The sequence below is a fragment of the Vibrio sp. qd031 genome, from assembly GCF_002100145.1.
Lineage (GTDB): Bacteria > Pseudomonadota > Gammaproteobacteria > Enterobacterales > Vibrionaceae > Vibrio.
The window spans coordinates 135,042-160,655 of record NZ_JXQD01000030.1; the positions used below are offsets into that span (position 1 = coordinate 135,042).

The following is a 25,614-nucleotide window of genomic DNA, read 5'->3' on the forward strand; positions in this document are numbered from 1 at the left end:
TTGAGAACTAAACCGAAGGCCCTATTTGGGTTGATGTATCCATCACCTTTTTCGCTAAAATATTTTGGCTTCAAACGTAACACGCTTAAATCAATTGTCATTAATATACAAAAAAGCCAGAAGGAGAAACCTTCTGGCTGTTTACTATTAAATCGATTATCGAATCATATACAGGTTATTGCTGCGCAAGCTGTGGCTTACCACCACTTCGAGATGCGTTGATAAGCAATATACCGACAGTCAATACAATCGAACCACACAACAAGAACAGTAGACGTCCAGTTGGCTCATTTGGAATCAATGCCATTGCAAGGATACCAAAGCCAGCCGCGCTGATAAGCTTACCAAGCATGCCACGTTGTTTCGTGTCTAGGTTAGCTTGCTCTTCGCTATCTGCAACTAAAGGTGTATTCCAGTTCTCGAACAGTTTATCGACTTCTTTCTCGCGCTCAGGTGATAGACCTTTGTAGAAGCGCGTTGTCATTAGGAAGTAACCACCCGTAATCACTACGTGCGCTGCCAAGCTTAGACCCACTTTCAAGTCAGACCATTCGCGACGAGTTAGTTCGTGCTCAAGACCAAATAGGCTTTCGATTTGACCCGCTGTTAGCGCAATACCAAATACATAAGAGACAATACCACCGACAATTAGAGTGGTCCAACCGGCCCAATCTGGTGTCTTTCGTATCCACATACCAAGTAGTACTGGGATAAGCATTGGGAAACCGATGAGTGCACCGACATTAAGTACGATGTCAAACAAGCTTAGGTGGCGCAGTGAGTTTATAAATAGACCAATACCAATGATGATAATACCCATCATGATCGTGGTGAACTTACTCACGATAACCAATTCTTTTTGAGTCGCTTGTGGGCGAAGAATAGGTGTGTAGAAGTTAACAACGAAAATACCCGCATTACGGTTTAGACCCGAGTCCATAGAAGACATGGTCGCGGCAAACATTGCTGACATAAGTAGTCCAACCATACCCGCTGGCATTACGTTTTGGACAAACGCAAGGTAAGCAGCATCGCCGGCTTTATCACCCATTGAAGCGTATTGGTCAGCAAATTCTGGCATGAATGCACTCACGTACCAAGGAGGTAGGAACCAAATCAGTGGACCGACAATCATGAGCACACAAGCAAGACCAGCAGCTTTACGCGCATTGTCGCTGTCTTTCGCACATAGGTAGCGGTATGCGTTGATGCTGTTGTTCATTACACCGAACTGCTTAACGAAGATGAACACAACCCAAAGAATAAAGATGCTCACATAGTTTAAGTTGTTACCGACTAGGAAGTCACCATCAAAATTCGCAACAATATTGCCAATGCCACCACCGTGGAAGTAAGCCGCTACCGCACAGGTAATGGTTACAGCCATGATCACAAGCATCTGCATAAAGTCTGATGCGATAACCGCCCAAGAACCACCTGTAACCGCCATAAGCATAAGCACTAGGCCAGTTACCACAATTGTGGCTTCCATAGGAATGTTAAATACTGCAGCTACAAAGATTGCTAGACCGTTTAGCCATACACCGGCTGAAATTAAGCTGTCTGGCATGCCCGCCCAAGTGTAAAACTGTTCAGACGTTTTACCGAAGCGCTGACGGATAGCTTCAATTGCCGTAACAACACGAAGTTGGCGGAACTTTGGCGCAAAATAGATGTAGTTCATGAAGTAGCCAAACGCGTTGGCCAAGAATAGGATAACTACAACGAAACCATCGCTGAAGGCGCGTCCTGCGGCTCCCGTAAACGTCCATGCTGAAAATTGAGTCATGAAGGCGGTAGCACCTACCATCCACCATAACATCTTACCGCCTCCTCGGAAGTAGTCACTGGTCGATGTCGTGAACTTACGGAACATCCAACCAATAGCGACTAAGAAGAAGAAGTAGACAAGCACAACTAAAGTATCAATAGTCATCTTTCAGCCCTTAATAATTAACATTTTGATGAAGCGTAGCTTACCTGCGACTCCACTCCATTTGTACTACAATATGCCTTTTATGTGATCTAGAACAAGGGTTTATTACCGGCCACAATCACGACGAAGGCACGAAATACCTAGATCCACGGCATAACACCTTGTTTCAAAACACAATATAAGAAAATCCAAAAATTACTTTTGTATTACAAATGAATTTTAATATGCAAATTGACAATTAGCTGACATCCGCATGAAAAACATTGACCACTAACCTTTTAAATCATTTAAATACAAACAGTTAAAAGTATATCTCACTCTAAAATCCGATACCAATCCACTCACTAAACTGCAGTATCACCTGTTAGATTAACAGACAACACTCACCATACAATGCGACAAAACTCTCCAAAAACTCCCTATAACAACAATTTATTGGGCCAAAACCCTCATTTGTACTATTTTAACGCCAAATCAAAGGAGATTACCGAATGCTATTTTGTAGTACAAATATGAAGCATGCCGTTTATTAGATTGAGCCAAATTAATAATTCGCTACGCCATGAGTGTTGTAGAGCGTCGCTTACACAGAGAAATATATGCATTAAGTTTAGTAGTATATCGCCATTGAGAAACACCTTAAGTGGTGTGCCGCGAACAAAAGGGTTTACTCATTAATGGCATAGTGCGCCGCTTAAGCCCCATGGGACTCTCTAGCAGGCAAACGAAGCAAAACCGTTATTTATTACCGTTTCGCTGATGAGGCGGGTATGGACGCTATTTGGGAAAAATCAAAAAAAGCGAGCACAGAGGCTCGCCAAAAATTGACAGAAATAAAATTATAATTAGTTTACTTTTGCAACTGCGTCTTTAACTAGTGCACCTAGTTCGTCCCACTTGCCTTCATCAATAAGGTTAGTAGGAACCATCCAAGTACCACCGCATGCCAATACAGAAGGGATCGATAGGTAGTCGTCTACATTTTTCAAGCTCACGCCACCAGTAGGCATAAATTTAACTGGGTAAACAGCTGTTAGCGCTTTAAGCATACCAACACCGCCTGATGGCTCTGCAGGGAAGAACTTAAGTGTGCGAAGACCCATTTCCATTGCTTGCTCAACAAGGCTAGGGTTGTTAACACCAGGTACGATAGGCATATCTTTATCAAGACAGTATTGAACCGTGCGTGGGTTGAAACCAGGGCTTACGATAAAATCAACACCGGCTTCAATCGCTTCGTCAACTTGAGCGTTAGTTAGAATTGTACCTGCGCCAATCAGCATTTCTGGGAACTCTTTACGCATGATAGAGATCGCTTCAGCCGCACACTCGGTACGGAATGTGATTTCAGCACAAGGCATACCGTTTTCAACCAAAGCACGGCCAAGAGGGATCGCGTCTTCTGCTTTGTTGATAGCAATTACAGGGATAACTTTCAGGCTCGCCAGTTTGTCATTTAAAGTGGTCATATTGGGTTTCCAAATTTTAAATGGCCAGGCTAACTGGCCGTTCAACTTACATATAAATTAAAGAGTTACAGCTCAATAGTTGGCATAACTGCGCGATCGATTACCGCACCTTTGTGCTGAATCACTGTACCAGCCATCACATGGCCCGCTTTGGCAGCTTGCGTTGCTGTGCCACCAGTAAATCGCTTCGCTAGGAATCCAGCACTAAAAGAGTCGCCTGCTGCGGTTGTATCCACAACATTCTTAACCAGTGTTGGTGCTACGTATTCAGATTTCTCTTCAGTAACAACAAGACAATCTTTGCTGCCGCGCTTGATGATTAACTCACCAACACCCATACCAAGACTGCGCTCAATACACTGCTCTACATCAGAGTCACCGTAGAGGTCTTGCTCGTCATCAAAGGTTAGCAACGCAATATCGGTACAAGACAATACGTGTGCATAGGCTTGTTGTGCTTGCTCAGCATTTTCCCAAAGTTTTGGACGGTAGTTGTTATCAAACAATACCTTGCCACCTTTCTCTGAAAACGCTTTAAGAAAGTTAAACAGAACCTCGCGACCAGCCTCTGTCAATATAGCTAGAGTGATCCCGCTTAGGTAAACCGCGTCAAAGGTCATTAGCTTATCAACAAGTGCTGCGCTGTCTGCTTGTTCAAACAAGTATTTTGCTGCGCTGTCGTTACGCCAGTAAAAGAATGTACGCTCACCTGTATCATCGGTTTCGATGTAATAAATGCCAGGTTGCTTGTCTTCAACAGTCAAAATAAGGCTTGTATCGATACCTTCAGCATCCCAAGATGCTTTCATATCACGACTGAATGCGTCTTTACCTAGCGCTGTTACATAGCTAGTAGAAATATCTTTCTCACCCGTCAAACGTGCTAGATACGTAGCAGTGTTTAAGGTATCACCACCAAATGCTTGTTCAAGCCGACCATCCTTATCTTGAAGCTCAATCATGCACTCGCCAATAACGGCAATGTTCATTGCTGCAGTCATCTGCTTACCTCTTAAGTTGGAGTGGTCTTATAAAAAGTCTTGACGAACTGGGTTGAAGATATCAACTAGCACGCTGTCTTGCTCTAGTGCAACTGCACCGTGCATGACATTTTTAGCGGCAAAGTAAGCATCGCCTTTCTTAAGTACTTTTTTAACACCGTCTATTTCGGCTTCGAAGCTACCTTCAGCAACGTAACCAATTTGGTCGTGGATTTCATGGCTGTGAGGAGCACCGATAGCGCCTTTGTCAAACTTAACAAGGACTGCCATAAGGTCGTCAGTGTATGCTACGATTTTGCGGTGAAGGCCTTCGCCTAGATCAATCCACTCTACGTCGTCTGCAATAAAAAATGGGTTCATTGTTATCTCCTAAACCAAAACTGAATTTGTTTGTTGCCTAATACAATAAGGTATTTCACCCAATTGTCATACAATATATCCAATAAATTGTGATTTTAATCAATATATTTTGTCGATGCAATGATCTAACTCTATTTGCATCAAATCAGCACAGCCACTAGAAATTACAATTTAACCCTTTAAATACATAGAGATAGCAAGGACGCCGTGATGTTGATCATTATTTTTTGCGGCAACACTACCTAAATAGCTATTATTGTATTACTTTATATAGCAAAATTGACATCACAAATCCGCATAGGGTGGCCAGCAATCATGACAACACAACCAATTTTGTTAAATGCAGACGAAATCGAGGCACTTCGCAAAGAAGTCGGGACATCAACCCTAATGGGCAAAACCATCGCTTCGCACATCAAAGACGTTGAAGCATTTATGGCACTGCCACTCGATGTTCCCGGTCACGGTGAGGCTGGCGGCTACGAACACAACCGCCACAAACAAAATTACACCTATATGAACTTGGCAGGTCGATTGTTCTTGGTTACCCAAGATGACAAATTCGCAAAGTTTGTTCGTGAGCTACTGGCACTTTACGCAGAAAAGTACCTAACGTTTGATTTTCACGTTCAGAAGAACACCAATCCAACAGGTCGATTATTCCATCAAATTCTAAACGAGCATTGCTGGCTAATGTTTACAAGCCTAGCCTATTCTTGCGTGGCGTCCACCATGAGCGAGCAAGAACGTCAAACTGTGATCGATCGCGTGTTCGATCCAATGCTCGATATGTTTACGGTTAAATATGGACACGATTTTGACCGCATTCACAATCACGGCATTTGGGCTGTTGCTGCTGTCGGCATCTGTGGTCTAGCAGTAGGCAAACCAGAATACCTAGAAATGTCTGTGTATGGATTGGAGCGTAACGAAACTGGCGGTTTCTTAGCTCAAATCTCTAAACTGTTTGCACCTTCTGGTTACTATATTGAAGGCCCTTACTATCACCGCTACGCGATCCGTCCTTTGTGCGTGCTTGCAGAAGTGGTTCATCGCCACATGCCAGAGCTCGATATTTACAACTACAAAGATCAGGTGATCGGCAATACTGTACAAGCTCTGCTGTCTACCGCTTACCCAAATGGCGAATTTCCAGCGTTAAATGACGCGTCTCGCACTATGGGCATTACCGACATGGGTGTGCAAGTGGCTGTGAGTGTGTACAGCAAGCATTACGGAATGAACGACAACATCCTCGGGATGGCAAAAATCCAGGACAAAGTGTGGATGCACCCTTGTGGTCTAGAGTTATCGAATGCTTACGAAGCTGCTGTTGCACAGCGCAAAATTGGCCTACCGTTCTTCCCAAGTGTCGAATTGAACGAAGGTCCAAATGGCGATCGCGGCGCACAAGGCTTTCTCCGTATGCAGGATAAGACCGGTGACGTTTCTCAGCTCGTCATGAACTATGGCCAACACGGCATGGGCCACGGCAACTTCGACACCCTTGGCATTAGTTTCTTTAACCGTGGTCAAGAAGTGCTTCGCGAGTACGGCTTTGGTCGCTGGGTGAACATTGAGCCCAAATTTGGTGGTCGCTACTTAGACGAGAACAAGTCGTACGCCCGCCAAACCATTGCTCATAATGCCGTTACGGTCGATCAAACCTGTCAAAATAACTTCGACGTAGCCAAAGCAGATTCAGTGCATGGCCTTCCTCATTTCTTTAAAGTAGACGATGAGCGTATTAATGGCATGAGTGCGTTTGCCAATGAACACTACGACGGTCTTGGTATGCAGCGCTCAGTATTCATGCTCAACCTTGACGAATTAGAAGCACCGTTACTGCTCGACCTCTATCGCCTCAGTGGCGAAGGTGAACATCAATACGATTACTCCCATCAATATCAAGGCCAAGTGATCCGCACCAACTTCGATTACCAAGCAAATCAAGAGCTGCACACACTGGGAAATGATTTTGGTTACCAACACCTTTGGAACGTAGCATCTGGCCAAGTTGATGGTCCTGCGCTAGTAAGCTGGTTGCAGAACAATCAGTACTACACCTGGTTGGGTACAAGCACCCAACAACAAGGCGAAGTGATCTTTACCCGCACCGGTGCCAATGACCCAAGCTTTAACTTGCGCAGCGAGCCTGCGTTCCTATTGCGAGCAAATGGCAAGTCGACTCTGTTTGCCTCTGTTCTCGAGACTCACGGTTACTTTAACGAAGAGTTTGAGCAGTCAGTCAATGCTCGCGGCAAAGTTGACAACATTGCTGTCATTGGCAGCAACGAAATTGCATCGGTTGTAGAAATTGCGACCAAATCGTCTACGGTTACTGTCATGGTAAGCAACAACGCTTCGGCAACAGATGCTACAGAACACACTGTCGAATTTAACGGCAATACTTTCAGCTGGACTGGTTTCTACTCCCTTGAAATCGCCAACCAATCTTCTCAGGAGAAATAATAATGAGCTATCAACCTCTTCTACTTAACTTTGAAGAAGCAGCGGAACTACGCACAGCACTTGGCACGGATAGCCTATTAGGAAAAGCCCTTGCAAGGGACATTGAAAAAACAGACGCATACATGACAGAAGTAGGAATTGAAGTTCCTGGCCATGGTGAAGGTGGCGGCTACGAGCACAACCGCCACAAGCAAAATTACATTCACATTGATTTAGCAGGCCGTCTATTCTTGATCACTGAAGATCAAAAATACCGTGACTACATTGTCGATATGCTTACTGCATACGCCAACGTCTACCCAACACTGGAAAGCAACACCAGCCGTGATACCAATCCTCCTGGTAAGATTTTCCACCAAACACTTAACGAAAACATGTGGATGCTCTATGCATCGTGCGCATACAGCTGCATTTACCACACGCTTTCAGACGCGCAAAAGTCACACATCGAAACCGACCTGTTTAAGCAGATGATCGACCTGTTCGTTGTGACTTATGGCCACGACTTTGACATCGTTCACAACCACGGTCTGTGGGCTGTTGCCGCTGTAGGTATTTGTGGTTACGCCATTAACGATCAAGAGTCTGTCGACAAAGCACTGTATGGCCTAAAACTGGATAAAGTGAGCGGCGGCTTCCTAGCACAACTAGACCAACTGTTCTCGCCAGACGGCTACTACATGGAAGGTCCGTACTACCACCGCTTCTCATTGCGTCCTATCTACTTGTTCGCAGAAGCGATTGAACGCCGTCAACCTGAACTAAAAATCTATGAGTTTAACGACTCAGTGATCCAAACAACCTCTTACGCTGTGTTTAAGACTGCGTTCCCTGACGGAACTCTACCTGCGCTCAACGATTCATCGAAGACGATTTCAATTAATGATGAAGGCGTTATCATGGCAACGTCAGTGTGTTATCACCGTTACGAGCAAAGTGAAACACTGCTCGGCATGGCGAATCACCAGCAAGATGTATGGGTGCACATTGCTGGTAAAACCTTGTCTGATGACGTTGCTAAAGCCGACAACATCAAACCGTTTACTTGGGGCAGCTTGTACGTAACCGACGGTCCTAAAGGCGAGAAAGGCGGTGTCAGCATCTTGCGTCATCGTGACCAAAATGACGACGATACCATGGCACTCATCTGGTTTGGCCAACACGGCTCAGACCATCAGTACCACTCAGCACTGGATCACGGACACTACGACGGCCTGCACCTAAGTGTGTTTAACCGTGGTCACGAAGTGCTACACGACTATGGCTTTGGTCGCTGGGTTAACGTAGAGCCTAAGTTTGGCGGTCGTTACATTCCCGAGAACAAGTCTTACTGTAAGCAAACTGTTGCGCACAATACTGTTGTTGTTGACCAGAAGACGCAAAACAACTTCAACACTGCGCTAGCAGAAAGCAAGTTTGGTTCTAAGCACTTCTTCAATGTACAAGACGAAAAATTCCAAGGCATGAGTGGCCGTATTTCAGGCTACTACGAAGGCATCGACATGCAACGTAGCGTGATTTTGGCAGATATTGAAGAGTTTGAAAAACCACTCGTTATCGATGTTTACCGCATCCTCGCTGACGCTGAGCATCAGTATGACTTACCAATGCACTACACCGGTCAAATCATCCGCACCGACTTTGATTACCAAGTAGAGAGCACGCTTAAGCCACTGGGTGAAGATAACGGCTATCAACATTTATGGAACGTAGGTTCTGGTAAAGTCGAAGGTAGTTCACTGGTTAGCTGGCTGCATGACAACAGCTACTACAGCTTGATCACCACCGCAAACAGCGACTCTGAAGTCATTTTTGCTCGCACTGGTGCTAACGATCGCGACTTCAACCTTCGCAGCGAACCAGCGTTTATCTTCCGTCAATCAGGCACGAACCATGTGTTTGCCTCTGTTCTAGAAACGCACGGTTACTTCAACGAGTCTATTGAAGCCTCTGTGGGTGCTCGTGGTTTAGTCGAGTCTGTGACAGTTGTAGGCACAAATGATGTCGCGACAGTGGTTGAAGTGAAAACAACCACCGGTAACAACTATAACTTTGCGATTTGTAATCTTGATGAAACACAGCAAGATGCAGCGCACAGCGTTGAATTTGACGGCCGCACCTTCACGTGGAACGGCGCATTTGCACAAGTGTAATACTCGATAGTAGATGTCCAAAAATTAAGTGAATAAGCCGAGCAACGCTCGGCTTTTTATTGCCTAATACACTCATTGCCTGCTTAGACAGCACAATTTTTGTTTATAGGAATCGTGACTATAAACAACCTATTTGATCTATCAGGTAAAGTGGTCATTGTTACCGGATGTTACACCGCGGTATGACAACAAGATGAGTCCCACAATAAGCAAGTTACCACCTGAACGTCTAAACCTAGGTATCATTGTGTGGAGCGGAACTGTATTTTACAGTGGGCGTTTCTATTTCTATCAACAAATTGTGATCTAACTAAGTGGCTTAGGGCTATAACTTGCTCTTAAAAAGCAGATTACAATGAAATGGATACTACTCTTTGGCACAGCTTGCCTGTGGTTTACGCAATTGAGTCATGCTGCAACCTACGTGCGTTATCAAGCCGGTGGCGACGTTCAATACGGTGAACGTCGGGGCGAAGCCCTCTACCCCATTTCGGGCGATATTTTCAGTTCCTTCGAAGTAAGCACAAACAGCGTCCCAATCGATGACGTCGAATTGCTATTACCCACTCAACCTGAAAAGGTGTTTGCAGTAGGAATGAACTTTGCCAGTCATTTGGCTTCTCGCTCTAGCGCGCCCCCTCCCATTTTTCTCAAACTGCCATCATCATTAGCTTTATCCGGTCAAAGCCTTGCGATGCCTTCGGACGCCACCAATGTCCACTTCGAGGGGGAGTTAGTTTTGGTCATTGGTAAAACAGTATCTAAAGCAAATGAATCTGAAGCGAGTGCCGCCATCTTTGGCGTCACCGCGGGCAACGATTTGACCGAGCGAAACTGGCAAGGCAGCGACCTACAATGGGTACGAGCCAAAGCGTCAGATGGGTTTGGACCTATCAGCCCCGAGATCATTACTGGCATTGACCACACAGACGTGGTCATAACCACGAAACTCAATGGAACAACCGTACAACAAGAAAGCACCAGAAATATGATTCACAGTGCATCGAAAGTGGTTAGCTATTTAAGTCAGTACTACACGCTTAAGCCAGGAGACCTCATATTTATGGGAACACCAGGGCGAACAAAGGCTCTATCTAATGGTGACGTTGTAGACGTTAGTATTGGCGACTACACGCAAGTGAGTAATCAGATATCTTTTTAGCGCCATCGACATATGCATTGGGTGCAGAAAATGATAGATACGTCTCGAAGCCGTTATTTTGTGCTAATCATTAAGCACCCTTAGTGTAACAATTCATTTCTATTGGAATCATAACGCGGTATTATACGGGCAAATATTCTGTAAACGTTTTAAGTCATGCCACAACAAGATTCCAATTTGGTCATGGTAGAAGTAGACCGACTAATACCCGGTATGTTTGTCTCTGCCATTGAGCAAGGTAAACGCATCGATCTAGCGTCTCCGGGCCGAGTATCTTCCGACAAAGCTATCCAAAAACTGCGTGCAAGCAAGGTGCAGTTTGTGTGGGTAGATGCGAGTCGTTCCGCCAAAGGCGTAAACGTTGTAGGGTATGTTGCTCCCTTAAAACCTGCTCCAGTTGAAGAGCCCAGTAAAGCCCCAAAAAAGAAAGTCAGTCGAGAAATCAGCCAAAAGCGGGCTAAGAGCTTAATTGTAGAAGCGAAAGGTCTTGTTAATAAACTGCTTATCCAAACCAAAGCCAATAAAGAGATGGATATTGGGTTGGTTGCCGACCTCTCTGACGAAATGATAGATTCTGTTCTTTACGCGCCTGATGCCATTAAATGTATGGCCGCACTGCGTCGAAAAGACAGCTATTTATTAGAGCACTCTATCAATGTTGCACTGCTTTTAGTCACCTTTGGGCGCAGCTTAGGATTTGAGCGTGAAGAGCTTAAGGCCCTGTCCATTGGTGGGCTCATCCACGACATTGGCAAAACCCAAATTAGAGACGACGTGCTGCTTAAACCCGGCAAATTAACCCCAGAAGAGTTTGAACACATCAAACTGCATCAGGTGTACGCGCAGCAGCAACTTAAAACCATGGATACCTTAGACGAGATTAGCCGCAACGTGTGTCTAATGCACCACGAAAAGCTTGATGGCAGCGGCTATCCATTGGGGTTAACAGCCGATCAAATACCACTCTATGGCCGTATGAGCAGTATCGTCGATATCTATGATGCGCTGACTGCAGATCGAGTTTATAAGCAAGGCATGTCGTCTTCAGAGGCCTTTAAGATATTGCTAAAACTAACCCCAAATCACTTAGATGCTGATTTGGTGTATAAATTTATCAACTGCATTGGTATCTACCCGGTAGGCTCGCTGGTCGAGCTCAGTGATGGGCGTGTGGGGATTGTATGGACAGGAAACGACAACCAACCGCTTAAGCCTGAGATAAAATGCATTTACTCGAATAAGTACAAACGTTTTATCGACGTGTCGCTTATTAACCTTAAAAATAGCTCTGTAACTATCAGCAAAGCGATTTCGCCCAATATGCTCAACTTCGATGTAGCGCCTTTTTACGATTAATGGATCCTACTGCTACAGAGTCTTACCATTCCCCGTCTTAACATCTAAGCGTTTCAAAAAAATAATGGCCACCTTTTGGTGGCCATTATTTTGTCTAAGGCATTAACTGAGCAATCACCACTAAAGAATCTTTCTTGGCAAATTCACCATACGATTCGATATTAACCACCCTAAAGTCCCGCTCAAACAGTTGCTGTAATTGCGCCGTTTTGTAGTACTGAAAGTGCAACTCATGGAAGACTTCAAACCCCTCGCCCGCCCAAAAAGTGTGTACTAACCAACCATTAGGGTGCAGCTTTTTTTGTTGTTGTTCTAACGAGCGCTTTAACTTTTCAGTATCTAAATGATGCAGTACTTTATTACTGTAAATCACATCAAATTTGGGGTCTGCAGGCAGAGAGGTTGCGTCTAAATGAACAAAGTCATGGCTAGGATAGTGATTACGTAAGTGCTGCAAAAATGGCTCCGCACAATCAGAGCCGGTGTAATCAAAGTATTTGTTAAGAAAGGAAATGTCATTGCCTGGACCGGCTCCAAGCTCAAGCAGTTTTCCTTGCATTGGAATTGAATGTTGAATAATCTTCTGCAACGATTCGCCATCGTACTCGGCGCACGAAGCGATGTAATCGTGCACATTTTTAGCGTCTTGATAAAACGACATGTTGGATCCTCGTTAAATAACTAATCAACACTACCTATTATTGGTCCACATCAAATTGATAGTGACGTTTAAGCTCAAACACTTCCACACGATACGAAAGATACCACTTATCCTTACCCAATTGCTGCGCCAGCTGGTGCTGTCCATCCTTACGCCACGCGACTATGTCTTGCTCACTTTGCCAATAAGAAATCGCTATTTCTTCACCCTTGTGGGTAGTGGTTATAAAGTCGAGACATCCATATTTATCGAACGCCAAAGCCCGTAAACACTGCACCATGTCATCATAGTGACTATCTTGAGCGCCAGCTTTCGCCCTAAAAATTACCGTAAACATTGTCACTCCGATTCTTGTAGGGGTGGGTCGTAAGGATATTGCGGCACCCCATCTGCAATCTGTTCCCACTGCGCCTTTGATGCCACGTGAATATGCCGCTCTAAGCGGATATCTGGATCACCGTTGACACACCCCAAGGTAACGCCATGCACGACCCCATTGCCTATCCCAGTGAGCGTGGAGCCACACTTACTGCAAAATTGCAGGCCGTAACCATGTTGACCGACATACGATGTTAAGAGGTGCTCGCCTGATGTCCAAGTAAATTGCTCGGGCTTAACCAGTGCATAGGCCGACGCCTGTGCGCTAAATGCTTTACGACACCGTGAACAGTGGCAAGAACGCGCATCAAACAACTCGCCAGAAATACGATAGCGGATGTCCCCACAAAAGCATTCTCCTGTTATATCCATATTTATGCCCTTACACATCCATTAGCGAACCACTTCAAAGTCGACACCTTGTTGTTGGGATAAATCGACTTCAACACTTTTGCCACCGCTCGATTGAGTCGCTGTGACAAACACCACCTGCGCATAGTCCAAGCTTGGCTTGGCGTCAGCAGATGCAAAGACATTCATCGGCAGCATCATTACAGCGCCAAGTGACACAAAACCAAATAGAGATAGTCTTTTAGCAACTCTCTCCTTGTGTGTCCTTTTGTCAGCTTGCAATCGAAGTTATAGATCAATGCTGGTGTTGTTTAACGCGTAGTTCCACACTCGATAGAAGTAGAATATGTAACCTATTCCCAAAGTTACAATAGAAATCAGCATCCAGATGATCACATGTCCCAAATCACTAAATAGGTCGATATTACAGCGCATTTTTCTTTCAATACCGCTGTCATCAACCAGGGAAGTTCTGTTAATGATGAACTTGGAGAAAGAATAGGGGAAAAACATCATCGCAATTCCAAATGTAATAATACTCAATATCAGCCATAGCACTATATGACCGATAATATCCATAATCGCGACATCTGCTTTGAGGTTCATTGAAGGCTCCTTGCCAAATAAATAGTCGTCATGGAGATACTACCTGCCATTCCAGTTCGGCTGCATTGTCATTCTGAATTTAATCCGGTTTAGTTGCAATTATGAACACGCCTAACCCGTTTTTTCCGTGGTGCCACTGAGTTTCTACCACCAAGCCTGCCTGCTCCAACTCAGCAACCAACTGCTGCTGAGTAAACACAAACACGTCAGGCATCAAACCCAGCGCTTTGCCTAAGGGCGCCACCCATTTAATCAGAGCAAGCGGTGTTCCACCAAGGCAAGCACTGCTGCTCACAAAAGATCCACCTGGTTCTAGTAGTTCCACTACGTGTTTGATGACGTCTTGCCTATTGGGCAGCAAGTGTAAAATATTAAGACCTAGCACCATGTCAAAACGGTGCTGTGTTGCATCTAGATCCTCCAATGTTTTACGTTTGAAGGTAACATTGGTGATGCTCTCTTTGTCTGCCTTTTGGCGAGCGATCTGCACCATATTTTCTGAGATGTCGATAGCCAAAATGTGCTCAACAAAGGGTGCGTGAATAAGCGCGGTGCTACCGGTTCCACAGCCAAATTCCAGTATGTTCATATCGGGGGTAAATTTGGCTTGGGTTTGTTGCAGTTTTTTCTGGTAGGCTTGCTCGTCCGCAATGGGAGACTTAGCGTATTTTTTTGCCGCTTTGTCCCAAAATTTCTGAGATGTGTTCAAAACAGGACCTCTTTATATCCGTATCGAGAGTAATCAGTGTAGACCAGAAGCGTATTGAAAAGAGAATCAATTTACTGAGCTAGCCACTGCTGCTCGATGATAAGCGTGTCGTCTACCCAAACCTTAGCACTAAACCGATCTCCAGCCTTCACTTCACCCACGCCTTTTGGCGTCCCTGTCATCACAATATCGCCATCTTGCAAAGTCGAGAATTGGCTGATTTCTTCGGCGATTTGTATGGGACTGTGGATCATAAGGTTTGAATCACCGCGTTGGATAACGCTATTGTTTATCTTCACCTCAAAGCGAAAATGATGATCCAAACTATCGATGTCGACAAATTCACTAAAGACAGCAGAGCCATCAAACGCTTTTGCTCTCTCCCACGGCAACCCTTTTGCTTTTAACTGAGACTGCAATCCACGTTTAGTAAGGTCAAATCCAAAGCCGACAGCGCTCAAAACACCGTCTTTTGCAATGAAACACAGCTCTCCTTCATAGTGAAGCGGCTCTTGATCAAAGGAGTGCAGTTGGTCACTGATCGATGAGTTAAATTTTGCAAACAGCACCATCGAGTCGGGGATGTCGTTATTGAGTTCTTCAATATGGGCGTAGTAATTGCGCCCAACACAGAGAATTTTACTGGGTGAAACGTGAGAATGATTGACGACGACGTGGTTCATTTGGCCTCCTTGCCCTAGTGGTTAGCGGTAAACTTTTACAGCAATTAGCAAAACGTTTGGATGTACAGCGCTTCGACTTTATCTCTTGCCCAAGGTGTTTTTCTAAGAAACTTTAGCGATGATTTTATCGAAGGGTCGTTACTAAAACAGTTGACTCGAACCTCTCGATACAGTCCTTCCCACCCATAATGTTCGACCAATTGTGTGACGATTTTTTGCAACGATAATCCATGCAGTGGGTTGTTTGGCTGTTGTTGGGTCATTATCTACTCCTAATGTTACGAGGTGCGGTCACTCGTGAATGCCTACACGGTAATCACATTATTTTAGGAGTACAACCGATTAATAGCTTTTTTCGTAAATCACCCCTTCACGCTGCTCATCGACTTTTATAAAGCCACATTTTTGCTCGTAAAATCGATGATTTCGCGTAGACCAATTTGGCGTATCTAATCGCCAGGTTAACGTTGGAAAGTGTTGCTCAATGTACGCCCATGCTTGTGTGCCAATACCCTTTCCTTGGTAGGCAGGATCGACAAAGATATTGCCCAACACGCTGGTACCATTTGGGTTCCACCACACTATAAACGCACCGACTGGCTGACCATCTGCAACCAGTTTGAACGCCTTTGAGTCACCGTTGTTAATCGCATATTCAGTCAAGAAACTGCCATCGTCGTAGCCTGGAGGCCCCATTTTTTGTTGCCCTAAATGCACAAACGCATCATCGTCAAACGCAAAAGTCATTGGCTGTATCAATGACGATATGTCCTCAGCTAGCAGCGGCGATATGTCGAGCTGAGAGACTTTCCCTACCCGCATAAATCGACGAAAGGTGATTTCACCATGAGCTTTTAGATAAGCTTGGTTGCCTAGCAAATCTTGCCCATAATTGTCCCAGCGGCGAGCGAACCGTTTAAATTTGAAGCATGGGTAAGACGAACATTGATGGCAAAACTGCAACTGTTTTTTGGTGACACAGCATTGGTAAATCCCTTTGCATTGGTGACAACCGTATTCAGCGCCTAAGCAGTCGTGACAATTTACATAGCGAGGACACCCCCCACAAAAAATTCCACATGGAGGAATTGTCCCTTGATAGGTTTGGTTCATACCACCTCCACGACAACACACTGATTTATCGAGTGTAGTAAGTGGAAATTTGTGCGCAATAATGGGCATTTCAAACAGTGAACCAGACGCTCTAAAAGGTCCTTTAGTACTAGCTAAATTTTCTCCTAACCTAATAGTTGTAGCTCAGCGATAGACGACTTTAAATCGATCTAAAAGCAGTAACATTGTTTCGGCTGGCTTAATGTTTAGCTCCCTGCACTCATCGCTAAAAAATTGCCAATGCGCATCACGCCACCACGCGAGTGATTTATCCCCTTCTCCTTCTGCCGCAGCAAACGCTTCGTCCACATTGCAGAATCGGCTTTCAGACACAGACATCGTTTCAATAATACACACCGGCTCGCCATCCCATCGTGTCACTACCTGTAAATGGCCAACGGCAAGCCTCAATTCGCCCTTTTGGCTGTACCAATATTCAAGACTGCATGTCACCTTGCACCACAAGATCAGCACACACATTCGCGTTGTGCTCATCGGCACAAAAATAGTCCGCACTGAACGACGTATACTGGTTGGCGACATCCAAAGGCAAAAAAGATAAATAACGCTCCAAATACGCTTGGATTCTAGAGTCCATAGCCTTTCCCTAACATTTAATTTTGTTAAGCAGCGTCATCAACTGCGTGATCTCGTGCTCTTCAAACAAGGAGAACGCTTGATTACAACTGTATTCGAATGACACCAATGCATTGGTATACAGTTCATGTCCGGTGGCCGTTAATCCGACTAGGCTTTGCCTCGCATCTCTAGGGTTTGCCGTTTTTTCGACAATATTGTTTTTATCCATAGGCGCCAGCAATCGGGTGACGCCCGATGCTGTAAGGCCCACCGCTTCGGCAAGCGCAATTCGGCTCATCACCCCACCAGGAGAGTGATGCAGTTTATGCATGATAATAAATTCACTGTAACTCACCCCATGAACGCTCAAACCGCCCTCGACTCTTTTACTGAGTAAAGCGCTAATATAGGTCTGCTCTAACATGAGCGTGGAAATGCTTGGTGATGTTGGGGTGGGAGATGACTGACTTGAAGACATAATAATAACCTTGAAATATACTTGATTAATCAAGTATATTTCAATTACTAAGCAAGTCAAACCGTATTAGAAGCTATTAGGTAAATTGGAACCCACCAGGGTAAGAGTGGCGGCCATCAAAATCGCCTTTATTTAGGACGCCATGTGCTCCTGCAATCGCGTACAGCATCTAAATATGAAACGTGGCAAGCTTCACAATAACCAATGCTGGAGAGGAAAAGCAAAGCCTCGGCTATTTGACCAATGAAAGAATCGACTTAAAAGCAGGAGAGCGGCAGTCTTGAACAAGCTCATATAAGCACATTTCTAACCCAGTAATGGATACGCCTATCGAGCTGAGCTTATTGATAGCCAAGCGTTTATTCTCTTCCCTTCGAGACGAAACACAGTCACTGACAATATGCACATCGTACTCGTTATCCCTCAGTCCAAGAGCGGTCTGGTACACGCAAATATGCGCCTCGATGCCACAAATAAGCCATGATGTTTTATGGCTCAGTTCAATCTGTTTAATAAACTGGGGCTCTTCACACGCATTAAAACCGAACTTTGTAATCGGCTGTGAATCCGACAAGCGCTGGTGCAACTCTTCTACCGTTTGGCCAAGTTTATCGGGATTCTGCTCTAGCCACACTACAGGTAATCCTAGTAGTCTAGCACCGTCGATCAATGCTGCGCAGCGTGCGATTAACTCGTCGCTGTTATCAACCAGTCGCGCAAGCTTGCCTTGAACGTCTACGACAATCAGTCCTGTGTTATCTGGGTCTAGCATGGTCACTCCTTTGACGCTTAACAATTAACCTTGGTGCGCCATCCACGAACAAGGCTGCAAACTCAACTCACTAAATCGAGCGGTGAATGACGAATCCAACGGACTGCTGCCTATCGTGCGGCATTGCAACAAAGCCCAACTTCTCCAGCAGTTTTATCGATGCCACATTACTTTGATCTACCCCACCAATCAAAGCGTGCCACTGCCCTAGCTGAGAAGAGTGCGCCATAAACGCTCGCAGTAATTCGCTGGCCAAGCCCTTGCCCCAGTGCGACTCGGCAAGTAAATAACCAATATGCGCACCGTCATCGCAAGGGGACACAAACAAAAAACCAACCACCTCTTCACTGTCTCGCGACTCAACCATAAGCAGTACACTCTCTGCGAGCACAGTCTCTAACCACTTACGCGCATCTTTCGCACTAGCAATATTGTGAAAATAGGGCGGCAGATTTTCCACAACTTTTGCGGTTAATAGAGTTGGGATCCGCACACACAGAGAGTCCATAAACGGCTTTTGCAGATCGGCGCGACTGAGCTCTGTGATCATAAGCCGCTCGGTAGAGAACTTAATCATCTGGGCACTACCTTTGTTGCCATTGGTAATCCATTTGACGAGCCACCGATTGAGCAAATAGATAGTTAGTTAAACGCGAAACCATATGCAAACTCATATCGATGCCTGCAGAAATTCCGCCGCTGGTTACGTACTTTCCGGTATCGACCCAACGCCTACCCTCAACGACCTCTAATTGAGGAAAGCTGTCTCGCAAATCGCCAATATCTTCCCAATGGGTTGTCACAGCTTTACCATCAATAACCCCAGCTTTAGCCAACAAAAAGGCTCCGGTACAAACGGAAATGACATGAGTAGCCTGCTTGTCGACTCGTGCAATCCAATCGATCACTGCTGGCTTCTCAAGCTCGGCGGTATGAACGCCACCAACCACAACCAGTAGATCAATCTTAGGATGGTTCGACATACTATAGTGAGGGAGCACTTGATAACCACCTCTGGCGATAACGGGCTTGTTGTGCTCAGCCACTAAAAAGACATTCCAGTGATTAGAGGCTAGACGCTTTGCGGTGCTAAATACTTCAAATGGACCCGAAAAGTCGAGCACCTCAGCATCATCGTAGATATATATCCCTATGTTCATCGCGTCTCCTTACGCTTGGCTGTTCAGTTATTCGCTGGTTTGATAATCACCACAATGGAATGTCATCGACACACAATCAATGCCTTGGCCATATCCATTTTCAACAATGTCTGCTACCTCAAAACCACGCTTGGCGTAAAAGCCTTGCGTAAGTTGTGACGTTTCAATCTTAATCCTGTCTATGCTGGAAATACGTTTGATCTGCGCCATGCGAAAATCGGTTATCTCAGCGCCAAATCCTCGCCTATGGTAGAGGCGATGTACCATTCCCCAAGCCAGCGAGCCTGTGTTTTGATTGGCGAAATACCCACCACAGGCAACAACGGTTCCTTGCTGCTCAAACACAAAGTAGTGTTGCGCTGCATTTGCATCTTCTAGATAAGCGACAAAATCGTTACGCTCTGATTGGTCAAAATAGACCCCACATTACTGTCAAATATCGCCAAACATTGAGACTGGCACTCTGTGGTATATGGCTTAACGTTCAAAGTAAAAGGCTCTTCACAAATGATTCATTGCAACGTTAGGATACCTGTTTAATGTGCGCACGCAATTTCTTCGTTGCCCAATCATAATGGCTCGGTAATGCAGAGACACAGTAACTGCCTAGGGTTGTAGTGCCTGTCCAGTCATAAAACTGTTTGGTGAAGAGTTCGTCATTGGTAAACGTAGTAACAAGATCTAGGGCCTCTGCATGACTTTGTCTAAGCATCTTTTTAGCTTGTTGCAATTGAGTCGACTGATGCTTATCCCAAAATTGAATATTCAACTCTCCATAGGTTTTCCAATTGTATGGAGGGGGTAAGAAAGGGGTGTGTTTTCCGCACAAATTACCATTGACCCAGTTGAGCAGAAGTTGATGCCACTCGTAGAGATGGATAAGTACATCGCGAAGGTTTTTGTCTCTTTGCCAGTGGGCTTCTTTCTTTTTGGGGTCAGAGTCAAAATCGAACTCTGTCTCTAGCGCACGCGTTGACATACTGTCGATAACTTGCCAAAGCTTATCGAAGTTAACCTGAGATTGTTCTATCAGTTCTTGCTTGGTCTTTGGCCTGGCCATAGTGATACTCCTCATCATCGTGCGCACAGACAGCTGAGAAAAGTGTCCGCCGGTTCATCGCACCGCCACCCTACGACTGCCAGAGTAGTACAAAAAACGACCAAGCTTACTGATTTAGGGCAACCAAACACTGTTTATCGGCAACGATGCTTCGGGGGTTCAAATACTGCATCAACTCAACAGGGGCACCATCAACTTCAAAGGCAACGTGCGGCACGGATTTAACCAGTTCAGGATAGGGCGCATCATCCCAATATCGCTGCCACTGGATCCCATAAGGGTTACTTTGATGAACCGATACGGTCATTTTTAGGTGTGGCAGATCGATTTCACCCTCAAAACGCTCGGTGGTAGGGATCCCTAAATGGTTAAATTTCATCAATCAGAGTTTCCGAATTCTTGTTATGGCTTCCATTGAATAGGGATGTCAAAATGCAGTACCTCTTCTTTCCCACCCAAAGAGTCATAAAGCTTTATAGCAGGTTCATCGACATAATCAGCTTGCACAAAAATCACCCAAGCGCCCATGTTCTTTGCGATAGGCTTCAATGCGTTAATCAGTCCGGTTGCGATCCCTTGTCTTCGAAAGCGTTCATACACGCCCAGGTCGTATATGTACACTTCACTGCGAGCCTGCTCAAACTTTTTTAGCTCATAGGCCACCAGCCCAGCCACTACTTGATCTCCCTCCAACGCCACCAGTGCGATAAATGACGGATCATCCAATCGCTCTGTTAAATAAGCGTCCGTGGGTCGTTTGTGGCCGTAAGTCTCTGGTTCTTCAAAAACGGTTCCAAAGCAATCCATAAGCTGCTTCATCCACACGAGGTGATCTGCAGTAAGACGAACATATTTAATGCTCATAATGCCTCCATCTTCACAACCCAACTTTTTGAACAATCATATAAGCATGGAGCTCTGGATACTGGTCAAACTCCATGTGTTTTACCTGGCAGTTCAACTCAATGAACAGCGATAGAAAGCCGTTTGTCCCCAAAGTGGAGTAATACACTTCTGGCCCCATAAAGTCATCAACGTGATCGCCTGCTTCATCTACGCCACCAAAAGAGAAAATAAACACACCATTAGGATTTAGGCTATCCACAATCTTTGTCAGCACCGCTTTTTGCTCACTTAACGGAATATGCCAAATGCTGTCCCATGCACTAATAAAATCGTACTTTTCTTGCATGGCATAAGTGCAGATATCCGCTTCAATAAATGAGATTTCTGGCATCCGATGTCGAGCAATATCCAGCATTTTCGTCGATACATCGAGACCGCTTGGCGTAAAACCTTGTTGCTTCAACAGCTGTATAAATCGTCCCGTTAATCCACAACCAATATCCAACGCCAACCCACGTGATTGGGTAAACTCAATCGCTTTGACATGCGCATCTATACCATTGTTTAGATTAAATTCTGGCTTCTCCCACAAACCAGTAATGTGATCGTAAGCTTGGCCAATCTGTTTTGGGTTCATGTTGCACATCCTTGCGAATCAAAATTGTGTGTCACTGGTTTAGTGCTCTGTCGGGCTATTTAATCAACTTGGAAATATACGGCACATTCCTAAACTCATCTTGCCAAGGTAGACCATAACCAACTAATAAATCATCGCTGTCCAACTCGTATGCAAAGTATTGAGTTGCTGGAATCGCGACTCGACTCGGCTTTACCAACAAGGTCGCCACCGAAAGGGACTTTACCGCATAATTATCAGCAATATGCTGCACTAACCGTTTCATGGTACCGCCAGACTCAATGGCATCATCGATAATAATCACGTTATTCCCTGCCAGTTCAATCGTCTGCTGATACACAATGGCAGACTGGTTGTTTGACTCGCCGGGCGTATGTGGGCAAGAAATGCAGTCCATTTTCACTCTAAAATTAAGCTTTCGGACTAAATCGGCAGTAAATAGAATTCCACCGGGTACAACGGTTATAACGACCGCGTCGTTAAATTGCGCATTAAGGGCTTGAGCAACCAGCTTTACACCTTGTTGGATTTGTCTTTCACTTAGTACTGTGGTTCCAATATGTTTGTTGGCCATTGCCCGACACCTTCTGCATAAATAAGCTAGCCCTAAAAATGGCCGCCCATTTGTTGACCTAACACTGTTTGCGCATTATGCGCTATGGCTCTTCAGCTGCGCTGTGATGTAGCTCTAGAGTTTTTTCAAACCTTTGGTTTCATTATCAGAAATCCGCTACTCACTGGCTAAATAAACCGAACTAAAAAAACATAGGCATTAAATATGGACGGCGCTGTCTAAGTGGCAGCAAAAGACTTATTCGCGGCGTCAAAGCACCGAATAACTTGAACAAACGAACGGGAGAGAGTTAGCGGTTATTTAGAGGCTGATTTGAGTTGTAGCAGATCCAATTTGCTTCCATAGAGATCCTGAAAAACCACACCGGCTCCGTAAGGCTCAACCCTTGGTTCTTCATTAAACACCACACCAACGACTTTGACGATAATCTCGCCAAAGTCGTTGGTGTGCAAAAACAAAAATACACGACCACCGGTTTGGTTTCCTACCGCATTAGACTATTCAGCATTACTCGCTTTAGCCAGCAACAAGTGTGTCATTTGAGTTTGGTGGGGACACTAATACCCAACGCTTTCCGTTGCCTAGATCGGTGTCTTCTAACAAGGTAAATGCGAGTTTACGAGTATAGAACTTAATAGCATCATCATAGTCTTCGACTACCAGCGCGGCGGTGGCGACAAAGGTGTGTCGTAAAAGTATTGGAGACAGAGCGAAGCGCGCTCTATCTCGTCTCACTTTGTTGGTGAGTTGCTTACTTGTAATAAGCCTCAACAGCACCTTTTAGTTTGATCAACATTGGTTGACCCCAACGGTCTTTCGCTTTTGGTGAAGGGATCTTCACCCAACCTTCACTGATGCAGTACTCTTCCACGTCTGTACGCTCTTTACCATCAAGACGAATACCGATTGGATGTTCAAAGCATTCTGCCACGTGGTGAGGGCTGCGTGGGTTACCTGATAGGTGATCTGGAAGTGCTGGCTTAGTGTTAGAGTCGCTCATTATTTTGACCTAAATTTGGAGAATGAGCCCGCATTCTAGACAAGTCCAGTGACCGACTCAACCCACTTCACCGCATGAACCAAGATTCGGACGCTATAAAGCATGAGCCATTTTGTATAAACGGCTAGGTAGTAGCTTGTTGAACCACTCTATGTGCGTGATTTTTGAAAGTCATGTATTGCGACAAGCTGAGCAAAGGTTTTGGCCGAACGAGAAAGGTCTTTGTACTTCATTGCGTCTATCCTTAGTGGCATTTTGCTCGATGCGATATGACTTAATGCGGCTATGCTTAACGCCCTTTAAATCTTTACCCGCAATACAGAGGTATTGCGTGAACCTGACGTTCGCTTGTTTGGGTCATAAAAGGTTTCGACCAATTCAAAGCCTGCTTTTCTCATCATGCCCGCTGAGGCTAGGTTTTCTTCATGGCGCTCAATATACACCTCGGTACATTGCTTGCTATTGGCGAGCTTCACCGCTTCAAGCAACATTTTACTTCCTAACCCCTTACCACTTTGGCTTGAAGCCACAACCACATCGTTGATGTAGGCCACATCCGTTAATTCAGCATACTCGCGCAATTTAACTGGACAGGCATCTTTGAGCGCAAGTATGGCAAAGCCAACAATCTGCTCTTCTTCGGCTAGGATCGCAAATGCTTTGCCCTGGCGAATAAGTTGAAACTGATGCGCGATGCTTTCGTCTGTAATGTAGTTCCATTCATTCGGACCTTCTTTTAACAGCAGTTCGCGCATAGAGAGGAGATCCGATTCGCTTAATGGACGAGTATGGATTTTCATAAATTAACCTTTAGTGTTCGTTATTCACGTAATGATTTTTGATGACTCACTCGGGTTTCGGCAACAGGTAAGTAACCTCGCGCTACATAATACTTACTCGCGCTCGCAGCGTCAGTAAACGCTTCACATCCACTCTAAGCGCTTGTGATGTCACTCCCCAACAGGCACAATTGCTAACCAAGACATCAACAGCCCGTGGCTAGGCAATCGAAATATGCTATTTGATAATGACATTGAAGAAATGATGGTCTATTTGGAGCGTTACTGCAAACAGCCCCATATAACAGCCCTTGATGACGTCTCAGATGAACAAATCAACTTGTTGCTCGATTTTTTATCACTCGCGCATAAGCTCAAAAGCGATATCTATGCCACGTCAAACAAAAGCAGCTCGCACTTTCTGGCCATCGGGGTGTTTGCACTAGAGCAAGAAAGAGCGCCACAAGGAAATCTGTTTCTCAAACTCGAAGCAAATCAGCTCTATTTATCGTTTGAACTAGATAGCTGTGATGAAGACACGTTGCTCACACCGATTCGGGTGATAGACGCTCTGAACTACTTATCTGATCTGCACGGCCATGCTTATTTACCTGAGCATTATAAGTAGCGCCTGCTAAGCTGCCTTTACTCTCATTGTAATTATGATGAAACGGATCCGGGTGTTCGGTGATACACTCGCCTCACTCTCCCTAACCCTGATTGAGCGCCATGAATGAGTGTAACCAGTGCGGTAAATGCTGCATTAAATATGGCGACGGCGATCTCGCGGCCACGCAGGAAGAAATTGACCTTTGGGAGCTATTTAACCCCGATATTTTTGACTATGTCCACAATGGAAAAATTTGGCACGACCCTAGCACTAAAGAGCCTCTGCGCCGCTGCCCATTCTTAGAGCTTGCTGCTAAAGCTCGGCCAAACGAAAAAGACAAATACACCTGCAGCATTTACCTCGACAGGCCAGAAGATTGTCGCCACTACCCAAGTTTGATTGACGAAATGGTGCGTGATGAGTGTGAAATGATTGAGGTTGTAGACCTAAATAACCCAACAAAAGCTCAAAAGACATTAGACAAATTAATGAGCAACAGCCGCCCTACTAGCCACTCATAGCGCTATTTATACCAATCGAAGTAATTAACTGGTCAGAAAATTGCGCCGGAAAAATCGCTTAGAGCAAAGCAAAGATTGCCGTAGATAGTTGTTCTACCTACAAAACCTTTAACGCCGCTATTAGCTATTTTAACAAGCAAGAATAACCAGTTAATTGCTTTGGTTGGTATTACTAAGCCGAACCAACG

At 45.1% G+C, this 25,614-nt stretch carries 31 protein-coding genes and 2 pseudogenes; 6 read left to right on the forward strand and 27 right to left on the reverse strand.

Annotated elements, in window-relative coordinates:
* Positions 1 to 175: 175 nt before the first annotated feature.
* From ST37_RS17045 to ST37_RS17060, 4 genes are all read right to left on the reverse strand, one after another.
* Positions 176 to 1,936, reverse strand: coding sequence for a transporter (locus ST37_RS17045; protein WP_084888626.1), 1,761 nt, complete (start codon positions 1,934 to 1,936; stop codon positions 176 to 178).
* Between the two features lie 845 nt (positions 1,937 to 2,781).
* On the reverse strand, positions 2,782 to 3,405 hold the full coding sequence (locus tag ST37_RS17050; protein ID WP_084888629.1) for a bifunctional 4-hydroxy-2-oxoglutarate aldolase/2-dehydro-3-deoxy-phosphogluconate aldolase: 624 nt from the start codon (positions 3,403 to 3,405) through the stop codon (positions 2,782 to 2,784).
* A 65-nt stretch (positions 3,406 to 3,470) separates the two neighbouring features.
* Complete coding sequence (locus ST37_RS17055; RefSeq protein WP_242426347.1) at positions 3,471 to 4,406, reverse strand: sugar kinase; 936 nt, start codon at positions 4,404 to 4,406, stop codon at positions 3,471 to 3,473.
* Between the two features lie 27 nt (positions 4,407 to 4,433).
* Positions 4,434 to 4,766 (reverse strand): cupin domain-containing protein, encoded by a 333-nt coding sequence (locus ST37_RS17060; RefSeq protein ID WP_084888631.1) that lies wholly within the window; start codon positions 4,764 to 4,766, stop codon positions 4,434 to 4,436.
* 315 nt (positions 4,767 to 5,081) lie between these two features.
* Here ST37_RS17060 and ST37_RS17065 point away from each other — a divergent pair, with 315 nt between their 5' ends.
* The 4 genes from ST37_RS17065 to ST37_RS17080 all read left to right on the forward strand — a co-directional run bounded on the left by ST37_RS17065 (position 5,082) and on the right by ST37_RS17080 (position 11,909).
* The gene (locus ST37_RS17065) at positions 5,082 to 7,238 is read left to right on the forward strand and encodes a heparinase II/III family protein (RefSeq protein ID WP_084888633.1); all 2,157 of its coding nucleotides are present in this window, start codon (positions 5,082 to 5,084) and stop codon (positions 7,236 to 7,238) included.
* Positions 7,239 to 7,240: 2 nt separating this feature from the next.
* Entirely contained in the window at positions 7,241 to 9,391 is a 2,151-nt protein-coding gene (locus ST37_RS17070; protein WP_084888635.1) for a heparinase II/III family protein, read from the forward strand.
* 355 nt (positions 9,392 to 9,746) lie between these two features.
* A complete protein-coding gene (locus tag ST37_RS17075) occupies positions 9,747 to 10,553 on the forward strand; it encodes a fumarylacetoacetate hydrolase family protein (RefSeq protein ID WP_084888637.1) in 807 nt (268 codons plus the stop codon).
* Between the two features lie 156 nt (positions 10,554 to 10,709).
* A complete protein-coding gene (locus tag ST37_RS17080; protein ID WP_084888639.1) occupies positions 10,710 to 11,909 on the forward strand; it encodes an HD-GYP domain-containing protein in 1,200 nt (399 codons plus the stop codon).
* Positions 11,910 to 12,003: 94 nt separating this feature from the next.
* Here ST37_RS17080 and ST37_RS17085 read toward each other — a convergent pair whose 3' ends face one another.
* From ST37_RS17085 to ST37_RS17190, 23 genes and pseudogenes are all read right to left on the reverse strand, one after another.
* Complete coding sequence (locus tag ST37_RS17085; protein WP_084888641.1) at positions 12,004 to 12,570, reverse strand: class I SAM-dependent methyltransferase; 567 nt, start codon at positions 12,568 to 12,570, stop codon at positions 12,004 to 12,006.
* A gap of 37 nt (positions 12,571 to 12,607) precedes the next feature.
* A complete protein-coding gene (locus tag ST37_RS17090) occupies positions 12,608 to 12,907 on the reverse strand; it encodes an antibiotic biosynthesis monooxygenase (RefSeq protein WP_084888643.1) in 300 nt (99 codons plus the stop codon).
* Positions 12,908 to 12,909: 2 nt separating this feature from the next.
* Positions 12,910 to 13,320, reverse strand: coding sequence for a GFA family protein (locus ST37_RS17095; protein WP_084888645.1), 411 nt, complete (start codon positions 13,318 to 13,320; stop codon positions 12,910 to 12,912).
* 21 nt (positions 13,321 to 13,341) lie between these two features.
* Positions 13,342 to 13,488 (reverse strand): hypothetical protein, encoded by a 147-nt coding sequence (locus ST37_RS20040; RefSeq protein WP_172401023.1) that lies wholly within the window; start codon positions 13,486 to 13,488, stop codon positions 13,342 to 13,344.
* A 99-nt stretch (positions 13,489 to 13,587) separates the two neighbouring features.
* Positions 13,588 to 13,905: a DUF6693 family protein gene (locus tag ST37_RS17100; protein ID WP_084888647.1), complete on the reverse strand. Its 318-nt coding sequence runs from the start codon at positions 13,903 to 13,905 to the stop codon at positions 13,588 to 13,590.
* A gap of 79 nt (positions 13,906 to 13,984) precedes the next feature.
* Positions 13,985 to 14,614: a class I SAM-dependent methyltransferase gene (locus ST37_RS17105; protein ID WP_084888649.1), complete on the reverse strand. Its 630-nt coding sequence runs from the start codon at positions 14,612 to 14,614 to the stop codon at positions 13,985 to 13,987.
* Between the two features lie 71 nt (positions 14,615 to 14,685).
* Complete coding sequence (locus tag ST37_RS17110; RefSeq protein ID WP_084888651.1) at positions 14,686 to 15,297, reverse strand: fumarylacetoacetate hydrolase family protein; 612 nt, start codon at positions 15,295 to 15,297, stop codon at positions 14,686 to 14,688.
* A gap of 44 nt (positions 15,298 to 15,341) precedes the next feature.
* The gene (locus ST37_RS17115) at positions 15,342 to 15,560 is read right to left on the reverse strand and encodes a VF530 family protein (RefSeq protein WP_084888653.1); all 219 of its coding nucleotides are present in this window, start codon (positions 15,558 to 15,560) and stop codon (positions 15,342 to 15,344) included.
* A gap of 79 nt (positions 15,561 to 15,639) precedes the next feature.
* Positions 15,640 to 16,410, reverse strand: coding sequence for a GNAT family N-acetyltransferase (locus ST37_RS20130; RefSeq protein ID WP_197687479.1), 771 nt, complete (start codon positions 16,408 to 16,410; stop codon positions 15,640 to 15,642).
* 144 nt (positions 16,411 to 16,554) lie between these two features.
* Positions 16,555 to 17,008 (reverse strand): annotated as a pseudogene (locus tag ST37_RS17125) (ASCH domain-containing protein).
* A 9-nt stretch (positions 17,009 to 17,017) separates the two neighbouring features.
* The gene (locus ST37_RS17130) at positions 17,018 to 17,467 is read right to left on the reverse strand and encodes a MarR family winged helix-turn-helix transcriptional regulator (protein ID WP_084888655.1); all 450 of its coding nucleotides are present in this window, start codon (positions 17,465 to 17,467) and stop codon (positions 17,018 to 17,020) included.
* A 232-nt stretch (positions 17,468 to 17,699) separates the two neighbouring features.
* On the reverse strand, positions 17,700 to 18,239 hold the full coding sequence (locus ST37_RS17135) for a hydrolase (protein WP_084888657.1): 540 nt from the start codon (positions 18,237 to 18,239) through the stop codon (positions 17,700 to 17,702).
* A gap of 70 nt (positions 18,240 to 18,309) precedes the next feature.
* Positions 18,310 to 18,816: a GNAT family N-acetyltransferase gene (locus ST37_RS17140; protein ID WP_084888659.1), complete on the reverse strand. Its 507-nt coding sequence runs from the start codon at positions 18,814 to 18,816 to the stop codon at positions 18,310 to 18,312.
* Between the two features lie 7 nt (positions 18,817 to 18,823).
* Positions 18,824 to 19,399, reverse strand: coding sequence for a DJ-1/PfpI family protein (locus ST37_RS17145; protein WP_084888660.1), 576 nt, complete (start codon positions 19,397 to 19,399; stop codon positions 18,824 to 18,826).
* A gap of 27 nt (positions 19,400 to 19,426) precedes the next feature.
* Positions 19,427 to 19,744 carry a GNAT family N-acetyltransferase gene (locus ST37_RS17150; RefSeq protein WP_084888662.1) on the reverse strand — a complete coding sequence of 106 codons (318 nt, stop codon included), beginning with the start codon at positions 19,742 to 19,744 and terminating at the stop codon, positions 19,427 to 19,429.
* Positions 19,745 to 19,922: 178 nt separating this feature from the next.
* Positions 19,923 to 20,459: a ClbS/DfsB family four-helix bundle protein gene (locus tag ST37_RS17155; RefSeq protein ID WP_084888665.1), complete on the reverse strand. Its 537-nt coding sequence runs from the start codon at positions 20,457 to 20,459 to the stop codon at positions 19,923 to 19,925.
* Positions 20,460 to 20,565: 106 nt separating this feature from the next.
* Positions 20,566 to 20,838, reverse strand: coding sequence for a hypothetical protein (locus ST37_RS17160; RefSeq protein ID WP_084888666.1), 273 nt, complete (start codon positions 20,836 to 20,838; stop codon positions 20,566 to 20,568).
* A 23-nt stretch (positions 20,839 to 20,861) separates the two neighbouring features.
* A complete protein-coding gene (locus ST37_RS17165) occupies positions 20,862 to 21,323 on the reverse strand; it encodes an AAC(3)-I family aminoglycoside N-acetyltransferase (protein ID WP_084888669.1) in 462 nt (153 codons plus the stop codon).
* A gap of 13 nt (positions 21,324 to 21,336) precedes the next feature.
* On the reverse strand, positions 21,337 to 21,942 hold the full coding sequence (locus ST37_RS17170; RefSeq protein ID WP_084888671.1) for a class I SAM-dependent methyltransferase: 606 nt from the start codon (positions 21,940 to 21,942) through the stop codon (positions 21,337 to 21,339).
* Positions 21,943 to 21,997: 55 nt separating this feature from the next.
* Positions 21,998 to 22,516, reverse strand: coding sequence for a phosphoribosyltransferase family protein (locus ST37_RS17175; protein ID WP_084888673.1), 519 nt, complete (start codon positions 22,514 to 22,516; stop codon positions 21,998 to 22,000).
* Between the two features lie 296 nt (positions 22,517 to 22,812).
* A pseudogene (locus ST37_RS17180) lies at positions 22,813 to 23,215 on the reverse strand (VOC family protein).
* Positions 23,216 to 23,267: 52 nt separating this feature from the next.
* Positions 23,268 to 23,516, reverse strand: a complete 249-nt coding sequence (locus ST37_RS17185; protein ID WP_084888675.1) for a DUF3297 family protein — start codon at positions 23,514 to 23,516, stop codon at positions 23,268 to 23,270.
* Positions 23,517 to 23,815: 299 nt separating this feature from the next.
* Positions 23,816 to 24,316 carry a GNAT family N-acetyltransferase gene (locus ST37_RS17190; RefSeq protein ID WP_084888677.1) on the reverse strand — a complete coding sequence of 167 codons (501 nt, stop codon included), beginning with the start codon at positions 24,314 to 24,316 and terminating at the stop codon, positions 23,816 to 23,818.
* 214 nt (positions 24,317 to 24,530) lie between these two features.
* On the opposite strand from ST37_RS17190, the gene ST37_RS17195 reads away from it, so the two are divergent.
* Together ST37_RS17195 and ST37_RS17200 are read left to right on the forward strand one after the other, a co-directional pair.
* A complete protein-coding gene (locus ST37_RS17195) occupies positions 24,531 to 24,923 on the forward strand; it encodes a hypothetical protein (RefSeq protein WP_084888679.1) in 393 nt (130 codons plus the stop codon).
* Between the two features lie 101 nt (positions 24,924 to 25,024).
* Positions 25,025 to 25,426: a YkgJ family cysteine cluster protein gene (locus ST37_RS17200; RefSeq protein ID WP_084888681.1), complete on the forward strand. Its 402-nt coding sequence runs from the start codon at positions 25,025 to 25,027 to the stop codon at positions 25,424 to 25,426.
* Positions 25,427 to 25,614 lie beyond the last annotated feature (188 nt).